Here is a 17,173-nt window from a genome sequence, read left to right on the forward strand (position 1 = left end):
TCTTGATGGAACTCCCTTTTTTTAATATAGCTATAAAACTTGTGCGTTTTCCATCTTACGCTGTACAAACCGAAGTCGAATACTTAATGTGACAGCACCCATTGCCAGCCCTGCAATCAAACCAATCCAGTAACCATAAGGGCCAAGGTTCGTCATATTTGCTAGTAATATACCGACAGGCAAGCCGATGATCCAATAAGAGACGAGTGCCATAATGAATGTAATGGTGACATCTTTATATCCTCGCAGTGCTCCTTGGATAGGTGCTTGGATGGCGTCTGAAAGCTGGAAGAAAGCAGCATATGTTAAGAAATGGCCAGCAAGTCTTACCACTTGCACATCATTGCTGTACACGCTAGCTATATGACCTTTGAATATAAGTAAAACAGTAAGAGAAACCATACAAAAAGTAACCGCAGTGATTGTACATAACCGACTATATGTTTTGGCATCTTGAAATCTCTTGGCGCCTGCTTCAAATCCAACCAAGATGGTCGCACCCATCGAGATACTGAGCGGAATCATATAAAGAAGACTGGCGAAGTTCATTGCAATTTGGTGTGCGCCGATCACTTCTGTACTATATTTGCTCATCATCATTGTTACGACAGAAAAAATACTGCTTTCTGCAAATATAGCTAAACCAATCGGCAAGCCAAGCTTAACAATTTCAAACGTTTTGGTTGGATTTGGCCTAGGTAATTTTGAAAAAAGTGAAAAATCTGCAAACGGTGTCTTTTTCATTGTAATAATGATGGCAGCACCACAGATTAGCCAATAGGTAATGGCAGATGCTACACCAGAACCAACACCACCCAATTCGGGGAATCCTAAATGTCCGAATATGAATAAATAGTTAAAAACAATATTGATGGGTGCTGCCATCAATGTAATTAACATGCTAACCCTCGTTTGGCCGAGTGCATCAATGAAGCATCGCAATACACTGTAAATGAATAGTGGCAATAAACCAAAGCACATGGCGATTAAATAATGGTAGGCCACACGGTAAACATCTGGCTCAAGCGACATGCCTTTCAATAATGGTTTCAAGCTAAGCGTTAATCCAGTAAAGATAATGATAGCTAACAGAATCGCTACATAAAAACCTTGTTTAACAGTAGCAGATGCTTCTTTCTCTCTTTTTGCACCTACAAATTGTGCTACAATAGGTGTGATTGATGTTAAGATGCCTGATAAACCAGTATAAACAGGAAGCCAAATAGAAGAACCAATTGATACGCCAGCTAAATCTTGTGTACTGTATTTACCAGACATCAATACATCAAAAAATGACATGAGGTATAATGCCACTTGGGTAATTAAAATTGGCAGCACGATGGTCGACATTTTCTTCCATTTCGTGCCTACTTTTGTTGTTTCATGCATTTTGTTCAACTCCATTGAATATGAATGTTTCTAAAAGGAATAATAAGACGTTGATTTACTTTAAGGAGATTTAAAATGACAAATCAAACAGTAATTTTAACGGGCGGGGGCACAGCAGGCCACGTCTCGCTCAATCAAGCAATCATACCATCTTTTCTAGAAAAAGGCTATGAGGTTCACTATATAGGTTCAAAAGAAGGAATAGAAAAAGAGATTATCGGCCAGGCATTTCCCAACTTGCCTTATCATCCGATATCTAGCGGTAAATTAAGACGCTATTTCTCTATGAAAAACTTTACGGATCCTTTCCGTGTCTTAGCAGGGATTTCGCAGGCCTTGTCTATTATGAGGCGCGTAAAGCCAGTAGTAGTATTTTCAAAAGGCGGTTTCGTGTCGGTGCCAGTTGTGATGGCGGCCAAAATGTCAGGCATTCCAGTTATCGCACATGAATCTGACGTAACACCAGGCCTTGCCAATAAATTGGCTTTGCCATTCGCGTCACATATCTTCACTGTTTTCAAACAAACGTTAAAACATTTACCTGCAGAGAAATCGGCATGTACAGGTTCTATCATTCGTCCTGCTTTATTTGAAGGGAGCAAGGAGAGGGGCCTACAATTATGTGGGTTTGGGGCAGATAAAGAGACCATCATGATCATGGGGGGGAGCCAAGGCTCTAAGTTCATTAATGATGCGGTTCGTGCCAATTTAGTGGGACTTCTAAAGAAGTACAATATCATCCATCTATGTGGGAAGGGGCATATCGATACAGCACTAGTTGACCTGCCATCTTATAAACAATTTGAATATGTAACAACTGAATTGCCAGATTTACTGCATGCAACTGATTATGTAGTATCTAGAGCAGGGTCTAACTCTATCTTTGAATTTTTAGCACTTCAAAAACCGATGCTATTAATCCCTCTTTCTTTAGAAAAATCTCGCGGTGATCAGATTTTAAATGCCAAACTGTTCTTTGAACAAGGATTAGCCGAAGTACTGCAAGAAGAAGAGGTCAATCAACAAAGCTTCTTAAAAGCGCTTCAATTGTTAGAAAAACATAGTGATTCGCTAATCAAAAATATGCAGGAAGCAGAATCTCCAAAAACACCAGATGAAATGGTGGATCTGATACTTCAATATGCAAAAACGGAATAAGATACTCAGGCAAGGCAGTTCAAAGGAATAATTTCTGTAGTAATATTAAAAGCCCCTCATTCTATATAGAATAGAGGGGCTTTTGTTGGCAATACCGGTAATTTACATGGCTTGTTCTGTGGACTCGCCATTTCGGGTAGCCATATATAAATAAAAGGTATCCTTTTGGATTTTGAATAACTCAAATTGTTTCTCGCCTTGATTAATTTCCTTATATAGAGATGGGTGGCTTTCTTTAGCATCTACAGCATAACCTAACTTTAATGCAGCACGAATTGATTTAGTATTTTCTTTGCGGATTTTTAAGAACACACATTGAAAATCGAGTTCAAAAAATAACTCTTCTAAAAACAATTCTTTCGCCTTTTGATTATAGCCTTTACCTTGATAAGGTACGCCAATCCATGTTCCTAAGAAGCCTGCGCCGTCTTGCACATCATACAAGGTAATACTGCCAATTGGTTGGCCCCAATCGTCTAAAATCGTGCGAGAAACTACTTTACCGTTTTCTTCATCTTCCATAAGCTGGTTTGTCATAAACCAGAATTCATCGGCTGTCTTAGCCTTTTGACGAACAAAAGGGAAGACAGATGGGTGACTTAACAACTCAAAAAGCTCATTACATTCTTGTAATTCACGTCGCTTAATCATATTGAACGCCTCCTTTTGGGGGTGAACATCGAAAACCCAGTTCTAGCCCCAACGAAATTTTTCATTTAATGTTGCATAAAAAATTTCGGGGTGGGAATCGAACCCACTAGAACCAGCGATCACTGGTGGCGCACCATTTGCCTTCCCTATTGATTCTATATATTATAGACTCATTTATGAAATTATTTTGCTCTTTAACTATACTAAGATTTGCGCAAATTGCAAAGAAAAAAATACAGTTTTTAATAAAAAATTTGAACAAAAAATGATAATTGTGAACACCGTTTTTTTGCTGGAGGGAAACATAATATTGGATGAAAAGTATAGTGTTATTCCCTTATTTTCTTTAATATTCACTTAATTATGGAAAATTAATATAAATTGCGTATAATATAGAGTTAAGAATAGATAGTTTTTACTATAATGCCCTATGTTTTTACTGATTATTTGTATAATGTAGCTCTTGCTTAAGGATTTTTGCAAGAATTATTCATTGAAATTTGGGCATTCAATTATGTTTATAAAAGTACAAATAATGATGTATTAGTGTCCTATGGCTGCTTGTACAATTACATATTAGACTTACACGAAAAGAGGGGACCAAATATGATTTTAGACATTCACAAAGTCCACGGTTCAGGAAATACTTTTTATTTATATGAAACTAAAAATGAGAAAGAACTGGATTGGGCAAATTTAGCCATATGGCTTTGCGACAATGATATAGAAGATGGCGCAGATGGACTGCTCGTTGTGTCGCCATCTTCTATCGCATTAGCCAAAATGAGAGTATTTAACGCAGATGGCACAGAAGCATCGATGTGCGGCAATGGACTTCGATGTGTTGCACGCTATGTATTAGAAAAACATAATCTCTTGGAAGCCCAAATTGAAACGATGAAAGCTATTTTACATGTTGCAAAAGAACAGCCTTTAGCGGAAGGTATTCCTACTTACAGTGTTGAAATTTCACCTGTTTCCTTCGAACTCACTTCACTTCCAATGAAATATGAAAACAAAACAACTCTTATTAATGAGATCAATGTTGAACTTGATGAGCAGCTACAATTTACTGCCATTTCAGTGCCGAATCCACATTTAATTTCTTTTGTTCCAAAAGATTTAATAGCCACTTCGTCACATCAAGAGAAAGTGGCATCCTTTTTAAATGGCCCAAATAGTATTTGTCCAGATGGCGTAAATGTGAGTTATGTATATACAATGGGACCTGACGAGATATATGTACGCACTTTTGAAAGGGGAGTAGGCTTTACAAATGCTTGCGGCACGGCTATGACTGCTTCTGCATTAGTATCTCGCCTACTGAATTATACATCCAAAGAAAAAATTACTGTCATGAATCCAGGTGGGTTCGTCAAATGTATGGTCGGTATAAAACAAGATGAGCAATATAATTTGAGATTAATAGGTAACGCAACGATTACTGCATTATATACGTTAAAGTCTGAGGGCGCTCAATATTCATTTGAAAGCAAAGAAGAGACAGTAGAACAGCTCGCCTACCAAAAACTTAGTCATGAAGCGAAGGAAAAACACAAGACATTATTTGGCGATTGATGTTTGATGAGGAGGGAAAATGCATGATGCAAGAAGCATTTATTACAAGAGAACAATTTTATGCAATGTATCAGTTAGACCAGTCTCTTGTTTTTCTCATGAAAAAGGATGTTAACGGTTATCAATACGTTTATACAAACCAAGCAGCTAAGGATTTTTTTTCAGATAATCTGGAAGGTAAATATTTAACAGAAATAGTTAATCGAGTATCTGTGCCATTAATAGAGAAAAATTATGAAGAGGCCATCGCTAATCATAATCAAGTGACTTATCATGATTTCTATTTGGAAAATGACAGAATTCAAACAAATAAAACAGTTTGTACCCCCATAAAATACAATAAAGATACATATCTATTAGCTTCAACTTCAAAAATTGAAGAACTAAAAATCGGAACTTCAGAAGGAAATGCCAGTAATACAGCAGCTTTTAATAGCTTGAAAATAAGCCCATCAATGATGAAGCACCTCTTTGATACGTTCAACGTTGCAGTAAATATATGTATTACTGACACGCAGGGGGTCATTGAATATGTCAATGCCAGTTTCGAACAAACAACAGAGTATTCTGCTTCGGAGTTGATCGGGAATACCAATGCCATGTTGAACTCGAGAAAACAATCTCGCGCATTTTATAAAGAATTATGGTCCCAAATATCGAGCGGTTTTATATGGCGCGGAGAAATGTGTAATCGAACCAAGTACGGCAGAAACTATTGGCTAGATACAACGATTGTGCCTATCACAGATGAACAAGGGGAAATTAAGCATTATTTAGGTATAAGTTTTGATGTATCTAATAAAAAAATGCAAATGACGAAATTAAAAAATACTGAAAAGCTTTTTCAGCTTATTACAGAACATACCAAAGACTTTATCGTCATAACAAGCGATGAGGGTATTATTCAGTATGTTTCACCTAATCATGAGGCAAAACTAGGCTATGGAAAAGATGAGTTAATAGGAAAGTTTTATATGGATCTACTGTCAAAAGATAGCGCTGAAAAAATGCAAAAAGAGCTGGCGCAACATGGAGAATTCGATAGTATAAAATTAGAATTAGAAATTTGTTCAAAGGATCTCCGTACCTTTTGGACTGAAGCACAATTGACAAAAGTAAGAGATTCAAAACGTAAGGGTATATATCAAACTGTTCTAGTAGCTCGTGAAGTAACAGAACGAAAAGAAATGGAAGAACAACTGCGATATTTAGCTTATCATGATGCCCTGACGAAGCTTCCTAATAGAAGATATTTAATGGAGAAAGTTACCGAATACATCCGGATTGCAGACAGTTCAGGAAGCTCTTTAGCTCTATTATTTATTGATGGCGACAATTTTAAAGAAATTAATGATACGTATGGACATGAAATAGGTGATGAATTTATAAAAAGCTTTGGAGAAGCACTTTCTTCAAGTGTAAGAAACAGTGACCTTGTGGCAAGGATAGGTGGAGATGAGTTTATTATCGTCTTAACTGATTTATCGATAGATGAGATGAAAAGGAAAGAGCAAATTGGTCAAACAATCAGACGTATACAAGACATTTTGCATACTGGTTGGATGATAGGACCACATACCTTTTCCCCTACTTCATCTATTGGGGTTGCCTGCTATCCAGAGCATGGTTCTACTGTAGCTATGTTACTAGACCAGGCAGACCAGGCATTATACTATGCTAAAAGAGTAGCAGGAAAAGACTCTTATCATTATGTGGAGAGTATACAAGAAACCAGAGATTCAACCTTAGTACGTTAGCTTGTCCACCATCTATAATAAGCACTTTTACAAACAGTTTTGTTGTTGATTATAGAACGTACCAATCGAAACAGCGTTTAAACGTACAATTCGTGTCATAAATTATGTGACACCTCAAACTAGTAAGAATGGTGGCAGTATGTATGAATAAACGAATTTTATTAATTGAAGATGAAAAGAATATCGCAAGATTTATAGAACTGGAGCTTTCTCATGAAGGTTTTAGTGTATCAACATGCTTTGATGGTCGTGAAGGTTTACGAAAGGCGCTAGAAGAAAATATGAAAATCGATGTGATTCTCCTTGATGTCATGCTCCCTGGTTTAAATGGCATTGAAGTATGTAGAAGAATTCGAAGCCATTCCCAGGTGCCTATAATACTTATTACTGCGAGAGACGCAGTAATGGACCGGGTGGCTGGTCTCGATGCAGGTGCAGACGACTATATTGTAAAACCATTTGCCATCGAAGAGTTGCTTGCTCGTATACGTTCTATTTTAAGGAGAACAGCAGCAGCCCCAGAAAGTAGAGACTTGCTAAAATATAAAAATATCACAATAGACCAAGCTGCCTATACAGCATATGTAGATGAAAAAATGATTGAGCTCACCAAAACAGAGTTTGATTTATTGCGCCTTCTTATTGAAAACAAAAATCGAGTTTGTACAAGAGACCATATACTGGAGCGCGTTTGGGGTTATCAAAGTGATGTGGAGACAAATGTCGTAGACGTTTACATACGACATTTAAGAGCGAAACTTCCTGACAGTGCCAGCACATATATTGAAACAGTGCGGGGCGTAGGGTATGTGATGCGTGAATGAACAGAAAAAATTTATTCTCTTTCCGTAGATCATCGTTGAAAACTAAGTGGGCACTTACCTCGGCGGTTGTGATTTTCATTAGCTTTGCCATTATTTGTTCCGTGTTGTACTGGTCCATGCACACATGGTTATTATCGCAAGAACATCAATCAGTCAATCGGACAATGGATGATTTACAAGTCTTCTTTGAATCTCAAGGAAGTGGCATGACAATTGATGAAATTCGCTCGAATCGTGGATTAATGAATTCAATTATCGATAAAAATCAAACAGTACGTATTTTAAATAAAGATGGCATTGAAATTTTGCGGATTAACGATACCATCAATCAAATACCAGAAATCGAGAAACAAGTACCCTCACAAGGCTATATTGTAGAAAAGGAAAAATTAGAAGGAATAGATTGTTTTGTGGCTACAAGTAAATTGCAAATGTCGCCTTTTTTGGGGTATATACAATTGACACACCCTTTAGACTCTTTTCATTCATTGATGAATTATCTTTTAATGGCGATGTGCATACTCGGTTTAGGGGCATTAATTATTTCCTTTTACATTGGTCATTTTCTTGCGAACTTTCTTTTAAGACCGCTTCATGAGCTAAGATTAGAAATGCTGAATGTCGCGGAGGAAGGGTTTGGTACGCCTATACTAATGGAATATAGCTATGAAGATGAGATTGGTGATTTGCTTCAAGTTTTTCGCAAGATGATGGCAGAATTAGAGCAAACATTTCTATTACAACAGCAATTTGTCCAAGACGCTTCCCACGAACTTCGAACACCTATTCAAGTAGTAGAAGGGCATCTTTCATTAATCAAAAGATGGGGGAAAGATGATCCAGACGTTTTACAGGAATCTTTAGAAACCTCTTTAATAGAAATTAAGCGAATGAAAGATTTAGTAGAAGAAATGTTAGAACTAGCTAGAGGTGAGGGTGTTGCCCAAGATTCTCATTGCAACGTGGAAGAGACAATAATAGAGATAGTTGAAGAACAGCTACATTTATATCCATCAGTGAAGATTGAAATAGTGAAGCATCACTTTACAAATGTCTATGCAGCGATATCCCAACATGCATTGGGCCAAATCGTCCGAAATCTGCTTCAAAATGCCATTCGTTATAGCAACCTTGATGCCAAAATTTTTGTCTGCTTGACAATTGAAGGGAAAAATTGCAAAATCGAAGTCGAAGACCATGGTATTGGTATAGCTGAGTCTGATTTACCTTATATCTTTGAGCGATTTTATCGTGTAGATCAAGCAAGATCTCGAGAAGAGGGCGGCACAGGTTTAGGATTGAGTATCGTTCATATGCTCGTCAATAAATATGGCGGCAAAATTTTTGTTTCCAGTAAATTAGGGGAGGGAACTAAATTTCAGATAACATTCCCGTTAGAAAACAACCAAATTTGATGTCTTTTATGTAATTATTACATCATTCAAGAAAAAAAATGCTCAATTCTCTCAAAAACATTGAATTTTTTGTGAAGAGTAGTAAGATTGAAAGGAAAATTGTTCTTTTAAACCAATCTAACTTGCTGTACCGAATTGGCTGGAAGAATGATAAAATATACAGTGGATTTTCTGAAATTAAAACTTTAATTAATGGAACTGCCACTTGGCAAAAAGTTGGAGGTAATTCTCATGTCAAACAACGATTCACTTGCAAGTTCGCCGTGGGCTGCGTTTTCTGGTCCTAACCTTGGCTATGTAATGGATATGTATGATCTTTATCTGACAAATCCTGAAGAAGTAGACCAAGACCTTGTAGCACTTTTCAAACAATATGGTGCACCTTCTGTAAATACTTCAAATTCAACTGCAACTTCAACTGTTGATGCAGGCAATATTGAAAAAGTATTGGCTGCCGTACAGTATGCAGAAGCCATCCGTGAAATCGGTCACTTAGCAGCTGATCTTTACCCATTAAACAACCAACCAAAAGATTTTTCTCGCATTGAAGCAAATGCATATGGATTGACAGATGCAGACCTAATTAATATGCCTGCTTCTATCTTATTAAAAGACGTTCCTGCAAGCGTTCACAATGCGCTAGATGCAATAAATTATTTGAAATCAATCTATACAGAAAAGATTGCCTATGAATTTAGCCAAGTAGTAAATAAAGAAGAAAAGAATTGGATTCAATCAAAAGTTGAAAATGGCGCTTTAAAAACCAATCTTTCAGCTGATGAGAAAAAAGAAATTCTAAATATGTTAAATAAAGTAGAAGGATTCGAACAATTCCTTCATAAAACTTTTGTCGGCGTTAAACGTTTTTCTATTGAAGGAGTAGACTCATTAGTTGTACTAATAGATGAACTCATTCGTCGCTCTGAAAATCGCGGTACGAAAGATGTAGTAATCGGTATGGCACACCGTGGTCGCCTAAATGTGTTAACACATAATGTGCATAAACCTTATCAAATGATGCTTGCAGACTTTGCACATGTACCAAGCGAGTTATTCTTGCCAAAAGACGGCTCATTAGAAGCCACAAGAGGCTGGTCTAACGACGTGAAGTATCATCTTGGTGCAACATATAAAGCACCAAACGGATCTACTATTAAAATGGCTTACAATCCTTCTCACTTAGAAGTAGTGAGTCCTGTGGTTACTGGTCAAGCACGAGCAGCACAAGATGCTACAGAAAAACCAGGCCTTCCTGAACAAGATAAATCTAAATCTCTTGCTATCTTAGTGCACGGTGATGCAGCATTTGCGGGGCAAGGCATTGTGACAGAAACGTTAAACTACTCTCGTACATTAGAATTTAATACTGGCGGTTCTGTGCATATTATTGCAAATAATATGATCGGTTTTACAACTGAACGCCAAGATTCACGTTCTACTGTTTATGCATCAGATCCTGCAAAAGGTTATGAAGTACCAGTTATTCATGTCAATGCTGATGCGCCAGAAGCAGTCGTGCAAGTGGCTCGTTTTGCAGTTGAGTACCGTGCAATGTTCGGCAAGGATATTGTCATTGATTTGATTGGTTATCGCCGTTATGGCCATAACGAAATGGATGAACCAATGATCACCAATCCAACAATGTACAATATTGTTCATAATCATGAGACTGTTCGTGCTTTATACGGCAAACAACTTGTTTCTGAAAATATTGTGACAGAAGAAGATGTTACAAAACTTCAAAAAGATATTAAAGATGAGCTACAAACAGCGCTAGATTATGTCAAAGAAGTGGGCAAAGGCCACGAAACAAGCCTTGAAATGCCAGAAGCTGTGAAAAATGGCGCACCAAAAGACATTGCAACTGCTGTTGAAAAAGAGCGCCTTGAAAAAATGAACGAAGAACTTCTGACATTCCCAGAAGACTTCCATGTGTTTAAAAAACTAGGGAAAATTTTAAACCGTCGCCGTGATCCATTCCAAGGAAAAGGTAAAATTGACTGGGGTCATGCTGAAACACTTGCTTTTGGTACAATTCTGCAAGAAGGCACACCAGTACGCATTTCTGGTCAAGATGTACAACGCGGTACGTTCTCTCAACGTCATCTTGTGTTACATGACGAGCAAAACGGCAATGAATATGTGCCATTGCACCATATTTCAGGTTCACAAGCATCATTCGCACCAATCAATAGTCCATTATCTGAAGCGGCAATGGTTGCTTATGAATATGGCTACAATTTAGAAAATGAAAAAGCGCTTGCTATTTGGGAAGCACAATATGGTGACTTTGCGAATATGGCACAAGTCATGTTTGATAACTTTATTTCAAGCACTCGCTCAAAATGGGGTGTTAAATCAGGCGTTGTTATTTCACTACCGCATTCAGCTGAAGGCCAAGGGGCAGAGCATACAAGTGCTCGTCTAGAACGTTTCTTGCAATCGTCAGCTGAAAATAACTGGACTGTAGTAATGCTTTCAAGTGCAGCAAACTACTTCCACTTATTGCGACGCCAAGCTAAAACATTAGGCACAGATGCTGTTCGTCCACTCATCATGATGAGTCCGAAGTCACTTCTGCGCAATCAGCTTGTTGGAGCAGATGTAGAAGAATTAACAAACGGCGAATACCGCCCAGTAATTGAACACAATACAATAGGCCAAGATGCAGAGAAAGTGAAAAAAATCGTATTTGCATCTGGTAAAATGGCAATTGATCTTGCTGAAAAAATTGGTAGTGGAGAAGGTTATGAGCACTTGCACTTAGTACGTGTAGAACAATTATATCCATTCCCAGAAGAAGAAATCGCAGAAATTCTAGCGAAATTCCCGAAAGTCAAAACGCTTGCTTGGACGCAAGAAGAGCCAAAAAATATGGGTTCTTGGTCATTTGCAGATCCATACATGCGCGAATTAGCTGGTAAAGGCCAAAAAGTGGTGTATGTTGGTCGTGACGCGCATTCAAGTCCTGCAGAAGGCGATGCGGATTCTTATAAAGAAGCGCAAGCAAAAGTTATTGATGAAGCATTATCAAGTAAGTAAGCAACGTTAAAAGACAAAGGAGGAAATGAAAGTGGCAGACATTATTGTTCCAGAATTAGCAGAATCAATTACAGAGGGTGAAATCGTACGTTGGGTTAAGCAAGTAGGGGACCACGTAGATAAAGGTGAATTTATCGTTGAGTTAGAAACAGATAAAGTCAATGCAGAAATCATCTCTGAAGAAGCAGGCGTTTTAACTGAAATCCTGGCTCAAGAAGGAGATGTAGTAGAAGTAGGAGCTGTTATTGCTAAAGTAGAAGCAGGCGGAGCAGCTGCAGCACCTGCACCAAAAGAAGAACCAAAACAAGAAGAAGCTCCAAAAGCGGAAGAGCCAAAACAAGAAGCTCCTCAAGCCGCAGCACCTGTAGTGGAAGAAACAACTTCAAATGACCGTGTAATCGCTAGCCCAGCCGCTCGCAAATTAGCACGTGAAAAAGGTATTAATCTTAGCGAAATTTCACCAGTAGATCCGCAAGGCCGCGTACGTGTTCAAGACGTAGCAGCTCATGGAACTGCACCAGCTGCTGCTCCTAAAGCAGCTGAAGCACCAAAAGCAGCACCAGCTAAAAATGTTGACGATTCTCGCGTAGAAGTTGTGAAAATGACTCGTCGTCAACAAACTGCTGCAAAACGTTTACTAGAAGTTTCTCAAAGCACTGCAATGCTAACAACATTTAACGAAATTGATATGACAAATGTTATGGCGCTTCGCAAACGTAAAAAAGATGCTTTCCAAGAAGCACATGACGGCACACGCCTAGGCTTCATGTCTTTCTTCACAAAAGCTGTAACAGCTGCTCTTAAAAAATATCCAGCTGTAAATGCTAAAATTGTCGGCGACGAATTGCACTACAATAAATTCTATGATATCGGCGTAGCTGTAGCGACTCCAGATGGATTAGTTGTTCCAAACGTTCGTGATACAGACCGTAAAAACTTTGCAGAAATTGAAGCAACAATCGCTGAACTAGCAACAAAAGCGCGTAACAAAAAGTTAGCTCTTTCTGACCTAGAAGGTGGTTCATTTACTATCACAAACGGTGGTGTATTCGGTTCATTAATGTCTACACCAATCATCAACGGCGACCAAGCTGCAATCCTTGGTATGCACAACATTGTCAGCCGCCCAATCGCTGTTGGCAACGAAGTACAAATTCGTCCAATGATGTATGTAGCACTTTCTTACGATCACCGCATCATCAACGGTCAAGAATCAGTTGGCTTCTTGAAAACAGTAAAAGACTTAATCGAAAACCCAGAAGATTTATTGTTAGAATCTTAATAAAACCTTTAGTATCAAAGGTAAGAAAGGTTTTAAGAATTGTAAAGAAAGCTCCTGAGAAATCAGGGGCTTTTTTGTTCGCCTTTTTAAGTGTGGGCACATTTTGGGCACACAAACTTTTCTTTGAAGTCTCATTTAGATAATTAATGAGTAAAATCAAATGTTTTTTTGATTATTTCGGAAGTCAAGTGAGTGATGATATTCATTGTAGTTTCAATATGAGCATGGCCTAGTTCCACTCCTGCAGCGAATAAAACAGAAGCGCATGAATGTCTTAAGCCATGCAAAGTGATGAGGGGGAGTTTATATCGCTTACATAGAGAGAATTCAAAAAAGCTAATCGAAACTAGGTATCTATTACATTCGGCTGATGACAATATATTGTTAGTTTTACATGGATGTTCAAATAAAAAAGCCAAGAGGTTGTTTTCCTTTTCATTGGTTTGATGGATTCCAAGAGTATAATCCAGAAATGCTGCAATAAATATTTGAGCTGCCAACAAATGAATGGGAGCAAATGTGACTGTTCTAAATAATAAATTTGGAAAGTTAAGAGATGTGTAATAAGACGGCCAAAGGAATAGTGAAACAAAAATAAGAAGCGATAAAAGAATCCACTCTAAATGATTGTTATAATAACTCTCTCCTGCTATTGCGAGGATTTTTCAAATAGAGTAACTGCAGAGAAAGTTAACATAAGAATAATGAAGCTTGTAATTAGATTAGATGTCTTTAAACCGTAATTAGCAAATGCTGAAGAAAGTATGTAGCTAATTACAAAGCTAAAAAGAACTATGAAAATTAGGCTTGTCTTTTTTTTCACTAATTATTTCACCTCTCTTTTAATTAGGATATACGTTAGTAAAAGAAAAGGGTTTCAAAATGTTTTGAATAATATTTAAATTTTCTAAAATCTTTAGTGCAGTAGCAAGGTGACTCAATAGTCAGCTTGCTACCACACAATTATTGATGATTCATGAAATATAAAAACCAAACTGCATGATTTTGTTCATCAGCAGAGGCTTCTGTAAAAGCATTTCTAATGAAGGTATTATTATATTTCCTCGCGATTGTGTGATAAAAATCAACGGTTTCCTGTTCATCTATAAATGCAGCTAATACGCCACTTTTATAATCTGTGGGACATTGTTCCGTAATTTTTGGAGTAGGCTGACGTCCAGTTAAAGAAAAATAAATCTGAGAAAAAGTATGATAGTGTCTGATTTCATCATTTCTGATTTCGAGTATTCTATTTTTAATCTCAGCATTTGGAGCCTGATTGGCTAATACCTCATAGCAGTAAATAGCACTATATTCACCATTAATTGCTTTCATAACATCATTGATGATTTGCATGTTCGTAAGAGATTGCATGGAGTTATTATTCATTCAAAAATCACCTCAATTTAATATATGGGTGCTATAAAAAAATGAACCTTATCCAATAGGAAAAGAATAGCTTCGTAAGATTTTGTAATTAGAAAGTAAGAGTCCATGTTTGAATTAGTTATTGTAACGATTACCGTTGCAGTAATGAGTCTAACTATCAAGATGGCAGGGAAGTGCAAAACGAATGAATGATGAAAGTGTATGTCTTTGTGCAAGATCACATGTGGATTTGCATGATATTGCTCGACAACTAAGTAGATAACATAGCATGAGAGCCTTCTAGAATCTCATTTGTTATTATTGTCGAATTATTTAAGTAGATTCTCCGCCAAGTCGTTATTGTAAGCAGGAGATTACTTGGCATAATGACAGCCGACTCAATCGGATATTAAATATCACATAAGATTAGTGAGAGTTAAAATAAAAGGGAGTTCCATCAAAAATGATTGCAACTCCTTTAAATTATCTGATACTTCCACTACGGACGATATTCACATTTACTTTTGTTTCAATTTTGAGGTCTTTATATATATCCTTCCATTTGCCTTCTCTCCATAACTGTGGATGATAGGCTCTGATATCTTCCCCGATGCCTTTAACATCAGAAGATGCTTCTTGGCACGTTTTAAACATTCTAGCTATGTCTTTTTCTACTTTGCCTTTAATAAACTTTTCTAGTTTTTTTTCTTTCATCTTCTTGGTCTAAATGGTTTGGCGGATATTCTGTTAAAACTATAGGCATGTTTATATTATATTGGACCTTAATATTATCTCCATCCTGCATTATTTTCTTTTTTTTCTTAAAGTCGATGATATTAAATCCAACTTGTACTTTTTTTTCGTTTTTATCCCACATATATGCTAATTCGACAAAGTTTGCTTTCCTATATCCTAATAATATAGCGAAAATAGATTCTCTAAGTGTCAGATGCTCACCTGTGTATTTTTTTCCATTAAATAAAGCCATTCCTTCTCCTTTGGGCAGGCCATGGTCACCGCTAATTATTAAGTAGGGTAAGCCTAGATCTCTTCCTTCGCTAAACATGAGGTTAGCGGCAATCTCCAAATCTGTTTTAGGATATATTGTTGCGTCCTCAAAAGCCGTAATCAAATCATAATAGTATTCACCGATTTCCTTAGACGAAGTATCTTTTATTTCCAAAAATTTTTTTGGTGAACCCTTAGTAATGACTACTTTAGCATTCATCGGACTTTGAGCTGAGCGATAATAAACATCTAATAGAGCATATAAATCCTTCTGAGCGCTTTCTTCATTTACTAATAAAGTAGTCAATTCAGCATTATCCATTGTTTGCTCAGTTTTTTTATTAGCATCTATTCTTGTTTCTCTCAATGTTTTACCGGTTCCTTCAAGTACTATATATTTAGTGGGGTCACTATTTGAACTAGGGTATGCAAAGTAGCTTTTTATATCTCCAATATGTCCTTCTATTCCTATCACGGATATCACGGAGAGTTCTTTATACAAACGTTGATCCCAACATCCACTAAGTAAAAAAGTGTTAATAAGAAGAAAAACAGTCACTTTGCGCATATAGTTTCTCTCCTTTATAAAAATTTCATTATAAATAACTCTTATTTTTCAGTATGTAACAAATTACAAAATTTCAACCAAAGAACAGTCACTATAAAATATTTATACACTCAAATATGCAGTACTAATCCACGATTTTTCATCATTGTAATCTAAGCTACTTCTTGATTCTCATCTTTAATATGCAGTTATTCTATTTAATTAATTTATTTAAGCTTAAGAGAAGAACACGAATTGAGGTATTGACAAACGTGGAGATATTGAATTGCTAATTATTGATTGATGATGAAATGCTACTTGCAAATTGGGCAAGGAAAAGGGGTAATTCGAATAATAAGGATGAAAAGTTATTTACTATAAAATGAACGAACAAAAATGCCCCGTACGAATTTAGAACGGGGTTAAAAAAATAACAATTAAGCCATTTAAAAATCAAAAGGGTTTTTATCGGCAGTTTAATACAGCTAATTACTTTATTATTCTGGTTTTATAGCGCCGCCGGGTTGCACTCCTTATGATTCTTTTCCACTAAACTCTATTATATTAATTCCCTCGGATGCCTCTGGTTCTTCGAAATATTTAGAAACATGAATAAACGTCTCTTCTGTGTCAAAAATTGCTCTTTCAGGTTGTTCGATACGCCTTTGGGCAATTTGACGTAAGCATTGCTCATTATTTAAATTCAAAAAGATTAGTTGATGGTTTGCATTGACTTCCGACGCTATATCTAAAAACCATTTTCGTTGTTTTTGAGTGTTACCTGGAAAATCCATTACTACATTTGTCCCAATACTTAATATGTTTTGGACATGCTTTTTCACCAACGGCTTAATTTGAGCTGAGAATTTTAGATAGTCATCAAATGATGTGATCTGATTGGGATAAAGAGAAGCAAGCCATTCGTCCTCAGATAACAGTACTGCATGTTTTTCTCTAGCTATTTGTATTGATTTCGTGGATTTTCCCGCTCCCATTTTTCCAGTGAAAAAATATAAAGTACCCAATTTTTCCATTATGTTTATCCTCCAAGCTAATTTTAATAATTGTTTTTCTACCTTGTAAATTTACAGTAATAGCAATTTTCTTCTTTAAGTATGATTAATCCTTTTCAAATATTGAATATCTAAATTCAG

Annotated in this window: 13 protein-coding genes; 7 read left to right on the plus strand and 6 right to left on the minus strand. The window is 36.8% G+C overall.

From position 1 onward, the window contains the following. Positions 1–30: 30 nt before the first annotated feature. The gene (locus RST01_RS11325; protein WP_147196884.1) at positions 31–1,389 is read right to left on the minus strand and encodes an MATE family efflux transporter; all 1,359 of its coding nucleotides are present in this window, start codon (positions 1,387–1,389) and stop codon (positions 31–33) included. A gap of 75 nt (positions 1,390–1,464) precedes the next feature. Here RST01_RS11325 and murG point away from each other — a divergent pair, with 75 nt between their 5' ends. Continuing rightward, complete coding sequence (gene murG, locus RST01_RS11330) at positions 1,465–2,547, plus strand: undecaprenyldiphospho-muramoylpentapeptide beta-N-acetylglucosaminyltransferase (protein ID WP_147196886.1); 1,083 nt, start codon at positions 1,465–1,467, stop codon at positions 2,545–2,547. 102 nt (positions 2,548–2,649) lie between these two features. On the opposite strand, the gene RST01_RS11335 is transcribed toward murG, so the two are convergent. Then, complete coding sequence (locus tag RST01_RS11335; protein WP_066787918.1) at positions 2,650–3,198, minus strand: GNAT family N-acetyltransferase; 549 nt, start codon at positions 3,196–3,198, stop codon at positions 2,650–2,652. A 606-nt stretch (positions 3,199–3,804) separates the two neighbouring features. Between RST01_RS11335 and dapF the strand changes: the two genes are divergently transcribed. The 6 genes from dapF (at position 3,805) to odhB (ending at position 13,096) form a co-directional block, all read left to right on the plus strand. Then, a complete protein-coding gene (gene dapF / locus RST01_RS11340; RefSeq protein WP_147196888.1) occupies positions 3,805–4,776 on the plus strand; it encodes a diaminopimelate epimerase in 972 nt (323 codons plus the stop codon). Positions 4,777–4,799: 23 nt separating this feature from the next. Then, a complete protein-coding gene (locus tag RST01_RS11345; protein ID WP_184117464.1) occupies positions 4,800–6,533 on the plus strand; it encodes a sensor domain-containing diguanylate cyclase in 1,734 nt (577 codons plus the stop codon). A gap of 143 nt (positions 6,534–6,676) precedes the next feature. Continuing rightward, on the plus strand, positions 6,677–7,357 hold the full coding sequence (locus RST01_RS11350) for a response regulator transcription factor (RefSeq protein ID WP_147196892.1): 681 nt from the start codon (positions 6,677–6,679) through the stop codon (positions 7,355–7,357). Next, complete coding sequence (locus tag RST01_RS11355) at positions 7,354–8,772, plus strand: HAMP domain-containing sensor histidine kinase (protein ID WP_147196894.1); 1,419 nt, start codon at positions 7,354–7,356, stop codon at positions 8,770–8,772. Before RST01_RS11350 ends, RST01_RS11355 begins: the two co-directional genes overlap by 4 nt. 231 nt (positions 8,773–9,003) lie before the next feature. Further along, positions 9,004–11,814: a 2-oxoglutarate dehydrogenase E1 component gene (locus tag RST01_RS11360; RefSeq protein WP_147196896.1), complete on the plus strand. Its 2,811-nt coding sequence runs from the start codon at positions 9,004–9,006 to the stop codon at positions 11,812–11,814. Positions 11,815–11,845: 31 nt separating this feature from the next. After that, positions 11,846–13,096 (plus strand): 2-oxoglutarate dehydrogenase complex dihydrolipoyllysine-residue succinyltransferase, encoded by a 1,251-nt coding sequence (odhB, locus tag RST01_RS11365; protein WP_147196898.1) that lies wholly within the window; start codon positions 11,846–11,848, stop codon positions 13,094–13,096. A gap of 963 nt (positions 13,097–14,059) precedes the next feature. Here odhB and RST01_RS11370 read toward each other — a convergent pair. From RST01_RS11370 to RST01_RS11385, 4 genes are all read right to left on the minus strand, one after another. After that, a complete protein-coding gene (locus RST01_RS11370) occupies positions 14,060–14,485 on the minus strand; it encodes a ferritin-like domain-containing protein (RefSeq protein ID WP_147196900.1) in 426 nt (141 codons plus the stop codon). A gap of 462 nt (positions 14,486–14,947) precedes the next feature. After that, positions 14,948–15,178, minus strand: coding sequence for a Ger(x)C family spore germination C-terminal domain-containing protein (locus RST01_RS11375; RefSeq protein WP_147196902.1), 231 nt, complete (start codon positions 15,176–15,178; stop codon positions 14,948–14,950). After that, on the minus strand, positions 15,147–16,040 hold the full coding sequence (locus tag RST01_RS11380) for a Ger(x)C family spore germination protein (RefSeq protein WP_147196904.1): 894 nt from the start codon (positions 16,038–16,040) through the stop codon (positions 15,147–15,149). Before RST01_RS11380 ends, RST01_RS11375 begins: the two co-directional genes overlap by 32 nt. A 512-nt stretch (positions 16,041–16,552) precedes the next feature. Continuing rightward, the gene (locus tag RST01_RS11385) at positions 16,553–17,053 is read right to left on the minus strand and encodes a P-loop nucleotide/nucleoside kinase family protein (RefSeq protein ID WP_147196906.1); all 501 of its coding nucleotides are present in this window, start codon (positions 17,051–17,053) and stop codon (positions 16,553–16,555) included. Between the last annotated feature and the right edge of the window lie 120 nt (positions 17,054–17,173).

The organism is Rummeliibacillus stabekisii, from assembly GCF_007988965.1.
Taxonomy (GTDB): domain Bacteria; phylum Bacillota; class Bacilli; order Bacillales_A; family Planococcaceae; genus Rummeliibacillus; species Rummeliibacillus stabekisii.

Coding starts and splice junctions, on each gene's coding strand:
- RST01_RS11325 (WP_147196884.1), bottom strand. CDS start 1,389: ATGCATGAAACAACAAAAGTAGGCACGAAATGGAAGAAAATGTCGACC.
- murG (WP_147196886.1), top strand. CDS start 1,465: ATGACAAATCAAACAGTAATTTTAACGGGCGGGGGCACAGCAGGCCAC.
- RST01_RS11335 (WP_066787918.1), bottom strand. CDS start 3,198: ATGATTAAGCGACGTGAATTACAAGAATGTAATGAGCTTTTTGAGTTG.
- dapF (WP_147196888.1), top strand. CDS start 3,805: ATGATTTTAGACATTCACAAAGTCCACGGTTCAGGAAATACTTTTTAT.
- RST01_RS11345 (WP_184117464.1), top strand. CDS start 4,800: ATGATGCAAGAAGCATTTATTACAAGAGAACAATTTTATGCAATGTAT.
- RST01_RS11350 (WP_147196892.1), top strand. CDS start 6,677: ATGAATAAACGAATTTTATTAATTGAAGATGAAAAGAATATCGCAAGA.
- RST01_RS11355 (WP_147196894.1), top strand. CDS start 7,354: ATGAACAGAAAAAATTTATTCTCTTTCCGTAGATCATCGTTGAAAACT.
- RST01_RS11360 (WP_147196896.1), top strand. CDS start 9,004: ATGTCAAACAACGATTCACTTGCAAGTTCGCCGTGGGCTGCGTTTTCT.
- RST01_RS11370 (WP_147196900.1), bottom strand. CDS start 14,485: ATGAATAATAACTCCATGCAATCTCTTACGAACATGCAAATCATCAAT.
- RST01_RS11375 (WP_147196902.1), bottom strand. CDS start 15,178: ATGAAAGAAAAAAAACTAGAAAAGTTTATTAAAGGCAAAGTAGAAAAA.
- RST01_RS11380 (WP_147196904.1), bottom strand. CDS start 16,040: ATGCGCAAAGTGACTGTTTTTCTTCTTATTAACACTTTTTTACTTAGT.
- RST01_RS11385 (WP_147196906.1), bottom strand. CDS start 17,053: ATGGAAAAATTGGGTACTTTATATTTTTTCACTGGAAAAATGGGAGCG.